At 62.4% G+C, this 14,030-nt stretch carries 18 protein-coding genes; 8 read left to right on the top strand and 10 right to left on the bottom strand.

Going from position 1 to position 14,030, the window contains the following annotated elements:
* Nucleotides 1-12: 12 nt before the first annotated feature.
* Both trxA and AC0L2P_RS18985 read left to right on the top strand, forming a co-directional pair.
* Nucleotides 13-336 carry a thioredoxin gene (gene trxA, locus AC0L2P_RS18990; RefSeq protein WP_473502916.1) on the top strand — a complete coding sequence of 108 codons (324 nt, stop codon included), beginning with the start codon at nt 13-15 and terminating at the stop codon, nt 334-336.
* Between the two features lie 132 nt (nt 337-468).
* Entirely contained in the window at nt 469-750 is a 282-nt protein-coding gene (locus AC0L2P_RS18985) for a cupin domain-containing protein (protein ID WP_473502914.1), read from the top strand.
* Nucleotides 751-798: 48 nt separating this feature from the next.
* Here AC0L2P_RS18985 and AC0L2P_RS18980 read toward each other — a convergent pair whose 3' ends face one another.
* From AC0L2P_RS18980 to AC0L2P_RS18955, 6 genes are all read right to left on the bottom strand, one after another.
* Nucleotides 799-1,218: a VOC family protein gene (locus AC0L2P_RS18980; RefSeq protein WP_473502912.1), complete on the bottom strand. Its 420-nt coding sequence runs from the start codon at nt 1,216-1,218 to the stop codon at nt 799-801.
* 48 nt (nt 1,219-1,266) lie between these two features.
* On the bottom strand, nt 1,267-2,592 hold the full coding sequence (locus AC0L2P_RS18975) for a bifunctional folylpolyglutamate synthase/dihydrofolate synthase (protein ID WP_473502910.1): 1,326 nt from the start codon (nt 2,590-2,592) through the stop codon (nt 1,267-1,269).
* A gap of 62 nt (nt 2,593-2,654) precedes the next feature.
* On the bottom strand, nt 2,655-3,581 hold the full coding sequence (accD, locus tag AC0L2P_RS18970) for an acetyl-CoA carboxylase, carboxyltransferase subunit beta (RefSeq protein ID WP_473502908.1): 927 nt from the start codon (nt 3,579-3,581) through the stop codon (nt 2,655-2,657).
* Between the two features lie 95 nt (nt 3,582-3,676).
* A complete protein-coding gene (gene trpA / locus AC0L2P_RS18965; protein ID WP_292662785.1) occupies nt 3,677-4,516 on the bottom strand; it encodes a tryptophan synthase subunit alpha in 840 nt (279 codons plus the stop codon).
* Between the two features lie 2 nt (nt 4,517-4,518).
* Complete coding sequence (gene trpB / locus AC0L2P_RS18960) at nt 4,519-5,769, bottom strand: tryptophan synthase subunit beta (RefSeq protein WP_473502906.1); 1,251 nt, start codon at nt 5,767-5,769, stop codon at nt 4,519-4,521.
* A gap of 33 nt (nt 5,770-5,802) precedes the next feature.
* Complete coding sequence (locus tag AC0L2P_RS18955; protein WP_473502943.1) at nt 5,803-6,462, bottom strand: phosphoribosylanthranilate isomerase; 660 nt, start codon at nt 6,460-6,462, stop codon at nt 5,803-5,805.
* A gap of 166 nt (nt 6,463-6,628) precedes the next feature.
* Between AC0L2P_RS18955 and AC0L2P_RS18950 the strand changes: the two genes are divergently transcribed.
* Nucleotides 6,629-6,847, top strand: a complete 219-nt coding sequence (locus AC0L2P_RS18950) for a hypothetical protein (RefSeq protein ID WP_352464644.1) — start codon at nt 6,629-6,631, stop codon at nt 6,845-6,847.
* Nucleotides 6,848-6,855: 8 nt separating this feature from the next.
* Here AC0L2P_RS18950 and AC0L2P_RS18945 read toward each other — a convergent pair whose 3' ends face one another.
* From AC0L2P_RS18945 to AC0L2P_RS18930, 4 genes are all read right to left on the bottom strand, one after another.
* Nucleotides 6,856-7,614, bottom strand: a complete 759-nt coding sequence (locus AC0L2P_RS18945; RefSeq protein WP_473502904.1) for a M48 family metallopeptidase — start codon at nt 7,612-7,614, stop codon at nt 6,856-6,858.
* A 97-nt stretch (nt 7,615-7,711) separates the two neighbouring features.
* Nucleotides 7,712-8,188, bottom strand: coding sequence for a DUF2852 domain-containing protein (locus AC0L2P_RS18940; RefSeq protein ID WP_352663452.1), 477 nt, complete (start codon nt 8,186-8,188; stop codon nt 7,712-7,714).
* 116 nt (nt 8,189-8,304) lie between these two features.
* Nucleotides 8,305-9,447, bottom strand: coding sequence for a benzoate/H(+) symporter BenE family transporter (locus tag AC0L2P_RS18935; RefSeq protein WP_473502902.1), 1,143 nt, complete (start codon nt 9,445-9,447; stop codon nt 8,305-8,307).
* Between the two features lie 4 nt (nt 9,448-9,451).
* Complete coding sequence (locus tag AC0L2P_RS18930; RefSeq protein WP_473502900.1) at nt 9,452-10,225, bottom strand: alpha/beta hydrolase; 774 nt, start codon at nt 10,223-10,225, stop codon at nt 9,452-9,454.
* Nucleotides 10,226-10,439: 214 nt separating this feature from the next.
* On the opposite strand from AC0L2P_RS18930, the gene infC reads away from it, so the two are divergent.
* From infC to pheS, 5 genes are all read left to right on the top strand, one after another.
* A complete protein-coding gene (gene infC / locus AC0L2P_RS18925) occupies nt 10,440-10,976 on the top strand; it encodes a translation initiation factor IF-3 (RefSeq protein ID WP_023677573.1) in 537 nt (178 codons plus the stop codon).
* A 226-nt stretch (nt 10,977-11,202) separates the two neighbouring features.
* Nucleotides 11,203-11,844 (top strand): methyltransferase family protein, encoded by a 642-nt coding sequence (locus AC0L2P_RS18920; RefSeq protein WP_473502898.1) that lies wholly within the window; start codon nt 11,203-11,205, stop codon nt 11,842-11,844.
* Nucleotides 11,845-12,051: 207 nt separating this feature from the next.
* Nucleotides 12,052-12,255, top strand: coding sequence for a 50S ribosomal protein L35 (gene rpmI, locus AC0L2P_RS18915; RefSeq protein ID WP_006201248.1), 204 nt, complete (start codon nt 12,052-12,054; stop codon nt 12,253-12,255).
* A 147-nt stretch (nt 12,256-12,402) separates the two neighbouring features.
* Nucleotides 12,403-12,804 carry a 50S ribosomal protein L20 gene (gene rplT / locus AC0L2P_RS18910; RefSeq protein ID WP_006201247.1) on the top strand — a complete coding sequence of 134 codons (402 nt, stop codon included), beginning with the start codon at nt 12,403-12,405 and terminating at the stop codon, nt 12,802-12,804.
* Nucleotides 12,805-12,900: 96 nt separating this feature from the next.
* Nucleotides 12,901-13,986, top strand: coding sequence for a phenylalanine--tRNA ligase subunit alpha (gene pheS, locus AC0L2P_RS18905; RefSeq protein ID WP_473502896.1), 1,086 nt, complete (start codon nt 12,901-12,903; stop codon nt 13,984-13,986).
* Nucleotides 13,987-14,030 lie beyond the last annotated feature (44 nt).

The raw sequence follows: 14,030 nt of genomic DNA, 5'->3' as shown, positions 1-14,030 counted from the left end.
AAGGATCTCAGCATGGCCACCGTCAAGGTCGACAAGAGCAATTTCCAGGCCGACGTGCTCAACGCCAAGGAGCCGGTCGTGGTCGATTTCTGGGCGGAATGGTGCGGCCCGTGCAAGATGATCGCCCCGGCGCTCGAGGACATCGCCATCGAGCTCGGCAGCAAGATAAAGATCGCCAAGCTCAACATCGACGAGAATCCTGAGCTGGCCGCGCAGTTCGGCGTGCGCTCGATCCCGACGCTGATGATCTTCAAGGGCGGCGAAGTCGCCGACATGAAGGTCGGTGCCGTGCCGAAGACCGCATTGTCGCACTGGATCAACGGCAGTCTCGCCTGATCCGATCAAATTATGCAGAAAAGCCCGGCCTCGCGCCGGGCTTTTCTTTTGCTGGCGTCATTGGTGGGCCGCTCTGGCACTCGCGGCCTGCCGCCCGGTATTCTTCTCTTCTGAATACAAAGGAGAAGCGATATGACCGGATCCGCCAAGGCCACCGTCTTCATCGACAATGAGCGCGTCATCGTCACCGAATACCGCTTCGCTCCCGGCGACAACACCGGTTGGCACCGCCATGGCCACGACTATGTGATCGTGCCGCTGACCGACGGCAAGGTGAAGCTCGTGACCAAGGATGGCGAATCCTTCGCCGAGATGAAGAAGGGCGCGCCGTATTTCCGCAACGAGGGCGTCGAACATGACGTCATCAGCGCAAACGATGGCGAATTCGCCTTCATCGAGGTCGAGCTGAAATAGTCCACCAGCCATCGGCTGCGCCGCTACAATTGTCCGGCGAGGCGCTATTCACCAATCCGCGATACGATCGCCGCCGAGGAATTGGGCGCTTTTCTCAGTGTATTCGAACAGTTCTATCTTCACGCCGTTGGGGTCACGGATCCAAGCCTGGTAGGTGTCATCGCACGCGCGTTTCTTGGAAGTGACATGAACGCCCTTTGACCCCAGATGGGCGATCGCGGCGTCGATGTTCTCCACTTCGAGGCAGAAGTGGTTGATCTGGTTCAAGTCGCCATAGCTTGCGCCGCCTTTCTGGAACACCTCGACATGGCTACGGCTGCCGCAATTGAGGTAGAAGCCGAAAATCTTCCCGTCGCGCTGGAAATTGAACTGCGTGTCCATGCCGAGGACGTCCCGATAGAAGCTTCGCGTCATCTCCAAGTCATTCGCGAAAATGCAAACGTGGGCGAGCTGCTTTACCTTGATCATGATTGGCTGCTCCGGTGATCTGGTAGGTCTGTCCGGCTGAAGCACGCCTCAAACCGGCGGCGTGCCGTTTTCGGCCAATACCGCGCCGGCCAGGTAAAGCGATCCGCCGATCAGGATGCGTGGCGGTGGTCCGTCCCATGTGTCGCGCAGCAGCATCAGCGCATTGGCGACAGAACTGACCGGTTCGGCCGACAGGCCGGCCTCGGTAGCGCGCGTCGCCAGTTCGTCGTTCGGCACGCCGGCGTCGCTCAGGCTCACCGGCACGGTGTAGACATGCCGGACCAGCCCTTTGAAGGCGCGGAAATAGCCGCTCTGGTCCTTGGTGTTGATCATGCCCGAGATCAGGAACAGCGGCCGCGGGTTCTTTTCCTCCTGCTCGGCCAGCGCCTCGGCGACGACCACGCCGGCGCCGGGATTGTGGCCGCCGTCGAGCCAGATGTCGGCGCCCTTTGGCGCCAGTTCGCTCAGCCGGCCCTGAGGCAGCTTCTGCATCCGGCCCGGCCAGGCAACATTGGCCATCGCCTTCTCGGCGGCGCGGTGGCTGATCTCGAAACCCGCCGCCTTGACCGCCGCGATCGCCGCCGCCGCATTGGCGAATTGGTGGCGTCCCGGCAGGCGCGGCGGCGGCAGGTCCATCAATCCGTCTTCGTCCTGATAGACCATGCGGCCGTTTTCCTCATAGGCAAGGAAGTCCTGGCCATAGAGGAAGGCGGGGCAGTCGAGCCGCTCGGCGGTTTCGATGAGCACCTTCTGCGCCGTCTCGCTTTCCTGCGCGCCGATGACGACCGGGCATCCGCGCTTGATGATGCCGGCCTTTTCGGCGGCGATCAGCTCGACGCGGTCGCCGAGATAGGCTTCGTGGTCGAGCGAGACGGGCATGATCACCGACACGGCCGGCTCGGCGATGACATTGGTGGCGTCGAAGCGGCCGCCAAGGCCGACCTCGAGGATGACGGCATCGGCCGGATGTTCGGAAAACAGCAGGAAGGTGACGGCGGTGAGGATTTCGAAGACGGTGATCTTCTGGCCCTGATTGGCTTTGGCGACGCGGGCGATGGCTTCGGCGAAGACCTTGTCGTCCACCAGCTTGCCGCCGCCATCGGCGGCCAGCCGGTAGCGCTCGTGCCAGTTCACCAGATGTGGCGAGGTGTGGACGTGGACGCGGTAGCCGGCGGCTTCGAGCAGCGCCCGTGAAAAGGCGGCACAGGAGCCCTTGCCGTTGGTGCCGGCGATGTGGATGACCCGCGGCAGCTGGTCCTGCGGATTGCCGAGCCGCTCGAGCAGCCGCGAAATGCGGTCGAGCGAAAGGTCGAAGCCCTTCGGGTGAAGCGCCATCAGGCTTTCGATTTCGCGGTCGGCGGCAAGCGTGGTCATGGAAGAATCCTAGGCGCGTGCGCAACGGCACACAACAGCCGCTCGCGCCGCGTGATGTCGCTTCAGGCGTGCGGCCGGGCTTCGGCCGGAATCACCGAGGGCGGCAGGATTTCCGGCTCCTGCGGTTTTTGCTCTTCCGGCAGCTTGAGCAGCATTCTCAGCAGCCGCGCAATCGTCTGACGCATTTCCAGCCGTGACACCACCATGTCGACCATGCCGTGTTCCATCAGATATTCGGCGCGCTGGAAGCCGTCGGGCAGCTTTTCCCTGATCGTCTGCTCGATGACACGCGGTCCGGCAAAGCCGATCAGCGCGCCTGGCTCGGCAATATGCACGTCACCCAGCATGGCGTAGGAGGCGGTGACGCCGCCGGTCGTCGGGTTGGTCAGGACGACGATGTAGGGCAGGCCGGCCTCCTTCAGCCTGTCGACGCCGACCGTGGTCCGCGGCAACTGCATCAGCGACAGGATGCCTTCCTGCATACGGGCGCCACCGGAGGCTGCAAACAGAATCAGCGGCCGCTTGCGCTGCAAGGCGACCTCGAAGGCATGCACGATGGCGTCGCCGGCCGCCATGCCGAGTGAGCCGCCCATGAAGGCAAAATCCTGCACCGTCACCACCACCGGCAGACCTTCGACGGCGCCCAGCGCATTGATGATGGCGTCTTCCATGCCGGTCTTGGCCTTGGCATCCTTCAGCCGGTCTAGGTAGCGCTTCTCATCGCGGAACTTGAGCGGATCCTGAACGACCTTGGGGTTTTCCAGCGTCTCGTATTTGCCGTCGTCGAGGAAGAATTTCAGCCGTTCCTTGGCCGATATCTTCATATGGTGGCCGGAGGACGGGATGACGAACTGGTTCTGCTCCAGATCCTTGTGGAACACCATTTCGCCGGTCTCGGGATCCTTGATCCACAGGTTTTCCGGCATGTCGGTGCGGCGGCCGAGCATCGAATTGATCTTCGGGCGGACGTAATTGGTGATCCAGTTCATCGCTTCGGCTCCTGTCCTTACGAAGAGTTAGACCATGATCCCGAAAAGTGGAAACCGGTTTTCGGCAAAGATCATGGCCAACCAGAAGATCAAGATTATTCGGCGGCAGCAAGGCGTGCCGCGCGAACCCCTTGCGAAAGTCCGCTGACCAGCGTGGCGACGGCCTCGGCCGGGTCGGCGGTCTTTTCGCCCTTCGGCCCGAGCACGTTGGCGACGGCATTGACAATCGCGGTGCCGACGACGACGCCGTCGGCCGACGCGCCGATGGTGCGCGCCTGCTCGGCGGTCTTGACGCCGAAGCCGACGCAGACCGGCAGGTGGGTATGGCTCTTGATGCGCTTGACCGCCGCCGCCACCTTGCCGGTGTCGGCCAGCGCCGAACCGGTGATACCGGTCATCGAAACATAATAGACGAAGCCGGAGGTGTTCTGCAGCACCTTGGGCAGGCGCTTGTCGTCGGTGGTCGGCGTCGCCAGCCGGATGAAATTGATGCCGGCCTTGAGTGCCGGGATACAAAGTTCCTCGTCCATCTCAGGCGGCAGGTCGACGACGATCAGCCCGTCTATCCCGCTGGCCAGCGCATCGCTCAGGAAGCGCTCGACGCCGTAGATGTAGATCGGATTGTAATAGCCCATCAAGACGATCGGCGTTTCATTGTCGCCGGCGCGGAATTCCGAGGCCATCTTCAGCGTTTTGACCAGTGTCTGGCCGCCCTTCAGCGCCCGCAGGCCGGCCGCCTGGATCGCTGGGCCGTCGGCCATTGGATCCGAAAACGGCATGCCGAGCTCGATGATGTCGCTGCCGGCGCCGGGCAGCGCCTTCATGATCGACAGGGACGTGTCGTAGTCCGGGTCGCCGCCCATGAAATAGGTGACGAGTGCCGGTCGACCTTCGGCCTTCAGCTTTGCCATGCGGCGGTCGATACGGGTGGCCATGATCAGATCTCCATGCCCAGCATATTGGCCACCGTATGCACGTCCTTGTCGCCGCGGCCGGACAGGTTGACGATGACGATCTGGTCCTTGTCCATATCGGGCACGATCTTCACCGCCTGTGCGATGGCATGGGCCGATTCAAGCGCAGGAATGATGCCCTCGACGCGTGTCGTCAACTGGAACGCCTCCAGCGCCTCTTCGTCGAGGATCGGCACATAGTCGACGCGGCCGGAATCGCGCAGCCATGAGTGCTCCGGCCCGACGCCCGGATAATCGAGGCCGGCCGAGATCGAGTGGCCGTCCATGATCTGGCCGTCGGCGTTCTGCAGGAGGTAGGTACGGTTGCCATGCAGCACGCCGGGCGCGCCGGCACTCATCGAGGCGCAATGCTCGATGCCGTCGAGGCCGCGACCGCCGGCTTCGACGCCGATGATACGCACCTGCCTGTCGTCGAGGAAGGGATGAAACAGGCCGATGGCGTTGGAACCGCCGCCGACACAAGCGATGATGGTGTCCGGCAGCCGGCCTTCCTGCTCGAGGATCTGGGCGCGCGCCTCGGTGCCGATCACCGACTGGAAGTCGCGCACCAGCTCCGGATAGGGGTGCGGGCCGGCGGCGGTGCCGATCAGGTAATAGGTATCCTCGACATTGGTAACCCAGTCGCGCAACGCCTCGTTCATGGCGTCCTTCAGCGTGCCGTGGCCGGCGGTCACCGGCCGCACCTCGGCGCCCAGAAGCTTCATGCGAAAGACGTTGGGGCTTTGCCGGGCGACATCGGTTGCACCCATATAGACGATGCAGGGAAGCCCGAAGCGCGCCGCCACCGTGGCGGAAGCGACGCCATGCTGGCCGGCACCGGTCTCGGCGATGATCCGCGTCTTGCCCATGCGCTTGGCGAGCAGGATCTGGCCGAGGCAGTTGTTGATCTTGTGCGAGCCGGTGTGGTTCAGGTCCTCGCGCTTGAAATAGACCTTTGCGCCGCCCCCGAGGCCCTTAGCCGCGGAAACCCCGCGAAGATGCCTGGTCAGGCCTTCGGCGAAATAGAGCTTCGACGGCCGCCCGGCGTAATGCGTCGAGAGATTGGTGAGTTCGGCCTTGAAATCCGGGTCGTTCTTGACCTCGTTCCAGTGCCGCTCCAGCTCGAGGATCAGCGGCATCAGCGTTTCGGCAACGAAACGACCGCCAAAAATGCCGAACATACCCTGCTCGTCGGGGCCGGTGCGGAAGGAATTGGGTGTCGCCGGCCTGTCCATCGCCGATCTCCTGGTTTGTGGTTTGAAGCGCGGTCAGGCGGCGCGGTTGTCGCGTGCTGTCCCGACGGCCCGGAAAAATTGTTCGATCAGCGCCGGTTCCTTGATGCCCGGCGCGCTCTCCACGCCTGAGGAAACATCTATTCCTGGCGGGTTCGCCAGCCGAAGGGCGTCGCCGATATTGCCGGCATTGAGCCCACCGGAAAGCATGTAATCGACGCCGGCGTCAAGGCCAGCCAGAACGCGCCAGTCGAAGGCGAGACCGTTGCCGCCCGGCAATTCCGAACCCTTAGGCGGCTTGGCATCGAACAGGAAACGGTCGGCAATGCCGATGAAGGGTTTGACCCGCTCGAGATCGGCAGCCTCGCTGACCGGCAGCGCCTTCATCACCGGCAACCCGTAGCGCACCTTCACGTCGGCCACCCGCCCGGGGGTTTCGGCGCCGTGAAGCTGCAGCATGTCGGGCTGCATCTTTTTGACGATCTCATCCAGGAACACGTCGCTGGCGTCGACCGTCACCGCAACCGCCTTGGCGTTGCCGCGCACCGCTTCGCGCAGTCGGCCGGCTTCCGCCGGCTCGACATAACGCGGGCTTTTGGCAAAGAAAATGAAGCCGACATGGCTGGCGCCGCCGGCCAATGCCGCAGCCAGTGCCTTGTCGGTCTTCAACCCGCATATCTTGATGTCGAGCGCCATGGCGCGGGATTGGCACGAAACGGCCAAAGAGTCGAGAAAAAGCATCCTGTTTGCCGCCAGCGCGGAACGCGCTACCTTGCTAATGTAAGAGCGGAACGCGCCACCTTGCTAATATAAGAGCGCAACGCGCTACTTGCTCAGGCACAAAGGCGGGAGAACAAAGACCATGCCGGAAAAGACCGTCGCGGAACTCAGGCACAAGCTGGCGCAGGCCCATGAGGTCATCGCTCATTTGATGGACAAGGCCGCTTTCAACGGCGCCGAGGCGCACCGGGCGTTGGCCTATTTCAGCAACGACACCTTCGAGCAGGATTTCCTGCCCTGGCCGCGCCATGTCGATGAGGGGTTGCGGCCGGAGGAGTTGAACGCGGCGAATGACGATTGATCGGACAACTACTCGAACGTGATCGCCTGCAGCGCGCCGCCATTGCGCTTGAGCCAGTCCTTGCAGCGGTCAGTGTCCGGGCAAAGCTGCTCGCACAATTTCCAGAATTTCGGGCCGTGGTTCATCTCCTTGAGATGCGCCACCTCATGCGCGACAAGGTAGTTTATCACCGGCCGCGGCGCCATCATGATGCGCCAGGAAAACGACAGATTGCCCTCCGACGTGCACGATCCCCAGCGGCTCGACGTATCCTTGAAGCGGATCGCCTTGGCGCGCTTGCCGACCGCAGCACAGTGCTTGGTCACCAGCGCCTCGATCTCGCGCTTGGCCTCGCGCTTCAGGAAATCGGCGATGCGGCGCGGCAGATGCACGCGTTCGCCATGCACGATCATCAGCGGCCCGCGCTCGTCGCGCGACAGCGTGACGGTGCCGCGTTTCGACGGTTCATGGACGATGCGATGCGGCACGCCGCGCATCGGTATCTTGATGCCGGGCCGCACCTGTGGCCGATTAGGCACTTTGGCCAGCCTTTGCTCCAGCCAGTCCTGATGGCGGTCGAGGAATTTTTCGACCTCGCCGCGGCGCAGCCCCGGCGGCACGGTGATGCGCAGACCACGGCCGCCGGAATCGATGCGCAGCGTCAGGCGCCGCGCCCGGTCGTTCTCGACGATCTTGAGCGGCAGCGTGCGGCCGGCAACGCAATGCTCGCGCTCCACGACGGGCGTGGGCTTGGGTTTCGTCGGGGTGCGAAAGAAGCCGAAGGACATTCCGGGACGATACGTGATTCGAGGGAAACGACTAGAACAAAAAAGAAACGGCGCCGCTGACGCGACGCCGTTGGATTATCTATCTGGGCACGGGATCTTACTCGTCGAGCAGGCCTGGCGTGGACTTGCCGCTGGGTTTGTTGTTCGTCGTCGATCCGGTCGTGGGCGACGTCGACTTGTTGCGGTTGGCCATGAAGCGGTCGAACTCTTCCTGGTCCTTGGCGCGGCGCAATTCGCGGGCATATTCGTCGAACTCGCTCAGCATCTCGTCGAGCTTGCGGCGTTCCTCGGCAAGTCGCTCGAGCTCCTTTTCGCGCCAGTCGTCGAAAGCGACGTTGCCGGTGCGGGCGGAGCCATGACCCCAGCGTGCGGCCTTGTCGGAACCGCGGCGGCAGCCGGCGAAGATGCCGTCGGTAGCGCGGTTGACGTCACGCTTGAAGCCGTCGAGCCTGTCGCCCCAGATGATGTAGGCGAGCATGGCTAAGCCGAGCGGCCAGAACACCATGAACCCGATCACCATCAACGCGATGGTCGCCGGCGTCCAGGCCGGACGGATCAATGCAGATGTGTTCATTTCTCCCAATCCTTCAGTTGGAGACAGCCAAATCCGGCTGCGTGGAATCGAAATGGGATGGAGAAAACGGCGATTCAAGACAGCAACCGCCAAAACCGGACAAGCGGCTGAAATGATTATCGCTTTTTGACCTTTTCGAGGAAAAGCACGACCAATCCCGCTATCAGCCCCCAGAACGCCGCACCGACGCCGAATAGCGTCAGCCCTGATGCGGTGACCGCGAAGGTGACGGTGGCGGCCATCCGCTCGTCCTCGCCTTTCAAGGCGATCGACAGCGCATTGGCGAGCGGTGCCATTAGCGCCAGGCCGGCGACCAGCGCGATCAGGCTCTGCGGCAATACGGCGAAGATCGCCACCAGCGAGGCGCCGAACAGTGCAAAGACGAGGTAGGCCAGCGCGTAGAACGGCCCGGTCTTCCAGCGCTCGGCCGGATCGGGATGCACGTCAGGCCCGGTGCAGATCGCCGCGGAGATCGCCGCCAGATTGGTGGTCGAGGCGCCGAACGGCGCCGTCAGCAGCGAAAACAGGCCGGTGACGCCGATCAGCGGCCCGGGTTCGGGATGATAGCCGGCTGCCCTCAGTACGGCGAGGCCGGACAGGTTCTGCGAGGCCATGGTGACGAGGTAGAGCGGCAAAGCGAGGCCGATGATCGCGGTGGCGGTGAACTGCGGCATCACCAGCGTCAAGCTCGAGAGTTCCGGTGCCGGCAGGCCGCCGACCCGGCCGGTGAGAAAGGCGGCGAGGCCGCCGCCGATCAGCACCAACAGCACCGACAGCGCCGGGTTGAACAGGCGGATGACGAAGAACGCCGCAACCAGCGGCAGGATCAGCCACGGGTCGACGGGGACGGTTTTCACCGCATTGATGGCGAAGGTGACGACGATGCCGGCCAGCATTCCGGACGCGACCGAAGCCGGTATTCTGGCGATCAGCTTGGTCAACGGCCTGAACAGGCCTGTGGTGATCAGCAGGACCGCGGTGACGATGAAGGCGCCGACCGCCTCGCCCATCGAAAAGCCGCTCGATGCGGCGATCAGCGCCACGCCCGGCGTCGACCATGCGGTGATGACCGGCATTTTCGTGCGCCAGGACAGCCACAAGCTCTCGATCGCCATCGCCAGGCAAAGTGCCGTCACCCAGCTTGCGGTCCCGACCTGCGTTGCGCCGACCGCCTTGGCGGCGGCAATGACGATGGCCAGCGTACCGCCGAAGCCGACTATCGCCGCCACGAAGGCGGACACCGGAATGGAAATGCGCATGTCTCTATCCCGCCGCCTGCCGCACCATCGCGTCCACCGCCCGTACCAGCATGTCGAGATCCTGAGGCCGCGACAGGCGGTGGTCGCCGTCGGGAATGAGCGACAGCGTGACGTCGTCGGCCGGCAGCAGGCTGACCAGCTTCAGCGCATGGCTCGACGGCACGTCGGCATCGGCCAGCCCTTGCAGGATGTGGACCGGACAGTGCGTATCGATCGGCCCGGTCATCACCCGGTTGCCGCGGCCGTCCTCGATCAGTGCGCGCGTGTAGATGTACGGTTCGGCGGAATAGTCCGACGGCTCTTCGAAAAAGCCCTTTTTCCTGAGGTCGCGCTTCTGCGCCCCGGTCAGCACCGGCTCCACCAGTTCGAACGTGAAATCAGGCGCCGGGGCCAACAGCACAAGGCCGGCGATGCTGTCCTCGCCCGCCTTGCACAATTCCTGCACCATGCGCAGCGCGATCCAGGCGCCCATCGACGAGCCGACCAGGATTTGCCTGCCCTGGGTGAAGCGGCGGAAAACCGCCAGGCTCTCGTCCAGCCATTTCGAGATGGTGCCGTCGGCAAAGGCGCCGCCTGACTCGCCATGGCCGGAATAATCGTGGCGCAGGAAGGCCCGGCCTTCTTTGCGCGTCCATTCCGACAGGGCTTCGGCCTTGGTGCCCAGCATGTCGGATTTGTAGCCGCCAAGCCAGACGATGCCGGGCTCGGCACCTGCCGCATGCCTGACGGCGATGCTCGTCCCGTCGACATCCAGAAAGATCGGGGTGGTGGCGCTCATGGTGTATTCCCTCACGCCAGTCTTTTGGCACAGGCGGCGGTTCAACGAAAAGTGCTCTGCTACTTTCTTCGCTTGGTGCAGAGGAGCATTCATCGAGCAGGTGATTTCCTGAGAAGGCTGTGCTATTGACTCCGACCGCGCGCTCACCACATTGCGCGTTCGCAATTCTGAACTGAAGAACCCCTTAACGAAACGGCTCAAGGAGACCACGACCATTCGCAGACCTTTCAAAGCAGCGGCGCCCACCAAGGAAGGCCCGCGCTCCAACCGTGACATCCGGGTTCCCCGGGTCCAGCTAATCGACGCCGAAGGCCAGAACCGCGGCGATGTTTCCATCAACGACGCATTGCTGCTCGCCGAAGAGGCTGGGCTCGATCTGGTCGAGATCTCGCCTAATGCAGTGCCGCCCGTCGTAAAGATCCTCGATCTCGGCAAGCTGAAATACGCCAACCAGAAGAAGGCGGCCGAGGCGCGCAAGAACCAGAAGGTCATCGAGATCAAGGAGATCAAGATGCGCCCGAATATCGACAGCCACGACTATGAGACCAAGATGAAGGCCGTCCGGCGCTTTTTCGAGGAGGGCGACAAGGTCAAGCTGACGCTGCGCTTCCGCGGTCGCGAGATGGCGCATATGGAACTCGGCATGCAGCTTCTTAACAAGGTTCGCGAGGAAGTGGCGCCCATCGCTAAGGTCGAAGCCGAGCCGAAGCTCGAAGGCCGCCAGATGATGATGGTGCTGGCCCCCCGCTAAAGCGCATTGCGCTTTAGTTCTGTTTGTGTATGTCGTTGTCGCAAAACCGCTGCGCACTTTTGGGTCAAGCCCGTGGCAGGCTTTTGGGCGACATGCATTAAATCCGCCTGAATCATGTTGCAAGGCGTCCCGGCGATCGGCGGGGCGCCTGTTTTCTTGGCCAGACGCTGCGATCGCCGGCGAGAGCAAAGACGCTCTGGTTCCCTCGACGATCGGATTTCCCGACATGGTCAATGACGTCAAGCATTCGGAAGCCAAATATGGGCTGGGCAGCTACCAGCACACGCGCAGGATGGTGCTTGCCGTCGTCGTCGTCGTTCTGTTCGCGATGCTTTTGTTCGGGCAGTCGGTTTTTCCGCCCGATACGCCTGTGCATGAAACGATCGAAATGGTCGGCGTCGTGCTGATCTTTCTCGGCATCGTCGGACGCTTGTGGTCGACGCTCTATATTGGCGGTCGCAAATCCTCCGAAGTGGTGACCGGCGGACCCTATTCGATCACCCGCAACCCGCTCTATGTCTTCTCAACTTTAGCTGCCACCGGTGTCGGCGCACAGATCGGCTCCATCACCGCCACGATCGGCTTTGGAGCACTCTGTGCGGGTGCCTTTTACATCGTTATCCTGCGCGAGGAGAAATTCCTCAAGGAGGTTCTGGGTGCCCCATACCAGGCCTACCTGGCGAAAGTGCCGCGCTTCTTCCCGAAACTGTCGCTTTATCAGGAAGGCGACACCGGCAGCTTCAAGCCGCGCCTGTTGCGAACCACGCTGCTGGACGGTCTGGTCTTCCTGGTTGCCTTGCCGGCCTTCGAACTGATCGACGGCGCCCAGCAGTCAGGCATATTGCCGGTGCTGTTCCGTTTCCCCTGAGTATAGTGTTGCTGAGTACAGTGTTGCTGAGCACAGTATTGCTGGGCACGGGGGTGTTGCGCGCCAGCCCGCTTTGACGTATAGGACCGCCGTTCCCAAAAAACCGCCCGGCAGGGCATGCCGTGGCGGTTTCATTTGCTTTTCGGGCTTTGGTCGGCCTGGAGCGAACAAAAAGCGCATTGGTGCGCATATAAACGGAGTAGCAAAATGCCCAAGATGAAGACCAAATCGGCCGCCAAGAAGCGGTTCAAGATCACAGGTACGGGTAAAGTTCTGTCGGCCGCGGCCGGCAAGCGTCACGGCATGATCAAGCGTTCCAACAAGTTCATTCGAAATGCCCGCGGCACGATGGTTCTGGCTGAACCGGACGGCAAGAAGGTCATCAAGAATTTTCTGCCGAACGGCCTCTAGGCATGATGCCAAAAAGTTGCAGACTTTTTGGAAAACATCATGCGCCAAAATAAGGGGCATTCGGCCTGGACACGCATTTGTTTACGCAATTCCGAACGGAAAACCGCTAGGCACTTTTCCTGGAATTGCTTTTAAGGAGATCATGACATGGCACGCGTAAAGAGAGGCGTCACCTCGCACGCCAAGCACAAGAAGGTCCTGAAAGCCGCCAAGGGTTTTTACGGCCGTCGCAAGAACACCATCCGCATCGCCAAGCAGGCGGTGGAAAAGTCGCTGCAGTACGCCTATCGCGACCGCAAGAACCGCAAGCGTTCGTTCCGCGCGCTGTGGATCCAGCGCATCAATGCGGCGACGCATGAGCATGGCCTAACCTATGGCCGCTTCATCGACGGTCTCAACAAGGCCGGCATCGAGATCGACCGCAAGATCCTGTCGGACATGGCCATCCACGAGCCGCAGGCCTTCGCCGCACTCGTGGCCAAGGCCAAGGTCGCGCTCGAATACCTCAAGAATACCACGCCGAATGCTTTTGAAAGCGCTGTCGCTTAAGACCAGCGCTTCCCAAGCTATTCGACACTTGATTTGGGAAACCCGCGCTGGCAGGGCTGGCGCGGGTTTTTCTTTGCTTCCAATCGGATCTGGAACATGAGTGACATGGAAACTCTCGAACATTCCCTGATGGCCGAGATTGCCTCGGCGGCCGACGAGCAGGCGATCGAGGCGGTGCGTGTGTCGGCCCTCGGCAAGAGGGGCTCGGTTTCCGAGATGCTGAAGACACTCGGCTCGATGAGCGCCGAGGAGCGACAGGTCAAAGGCCCGGCAATCAACGGCCTCAAGAACCGCGTTACCGAGGCGCTTTCTGTTCGCCGCGCCGAGCTGAAAGACGCGGCGATTACGGCCCGTCTCGCCGCCGAGAAGGTCGACGTGACACTGCCGGTGCGGCAATCGCCGGCCGAGCGCGGCCGCATCCATCCGATCAGCCAGGTCATCGACGAGATCGCGGCGATCTTCGGCGATCTCGGCTTTGCCATTGCCGAAGGTCCCGACATCGAGACCGACTATTACAATTTCACCGCGCTGAACTTCCCGGAAGGCCACCCGGCGCGCGAGATGCACGACACCTTCTTCTTCCAGCCGGATGAGCAGGGCGAGCGCAAGCTTTTGCGCACCCACACCTCGCCGGTGCAGATCCGCACCATGGAAATGCAGAAGCCGCCGATCCGCATCGTCATTCCCGGCAAGACCTACCGACAGGATTCCGATGCCACCCACTCACCGATGTTTCATCAGGTCGAGGGGCTGGTGATCGACAAATCGGCCAATGTCGCCAACATGAAGTGGGTGCTGGAGGAGTTCTGCAAAGCCTTCTTCGAGGTGCCGAGCGTCAAAATGCGCTTCCGGCCGTCCTTCTTCCCGTTCACCGAGCCCAGCCTCGAGGTCGACATCCAGTGCGACCGTTCGCGGCCGGGCGAGGTGCGCTTCGGCGAAGGCTCCGACTGGATGGAGATCCTCGGCTGCGGCATGGTCCACCCCAATGTGCTCCGCTACGGCGGGCTCGATCCCGACGAATATCAGGGCTTCGCCTGGGGCTTGGGCATCGACCGCATCGCCATGCTGAAATACGGCATGCCCGACCTGCGCGCCTTCTTCGACGCCGATGTGCGCTGGCTGTCGCATTACGGTTTCAGGCCGCTCGACATGCCGACGCTGTTTGGCGGGCTAAGCTCGTGACGACCCGGCCGCACCAAATCCCCGGGCAGCTCGCCTTCCTGCAC

The organism is Mesorhizobium sp. WSM4836, assembly GCF_055811815.1.
Note: the sequence above shows the minus strand (reverse complement) of the source record. Positions and strands in the feature narration are given on the sequence as shown.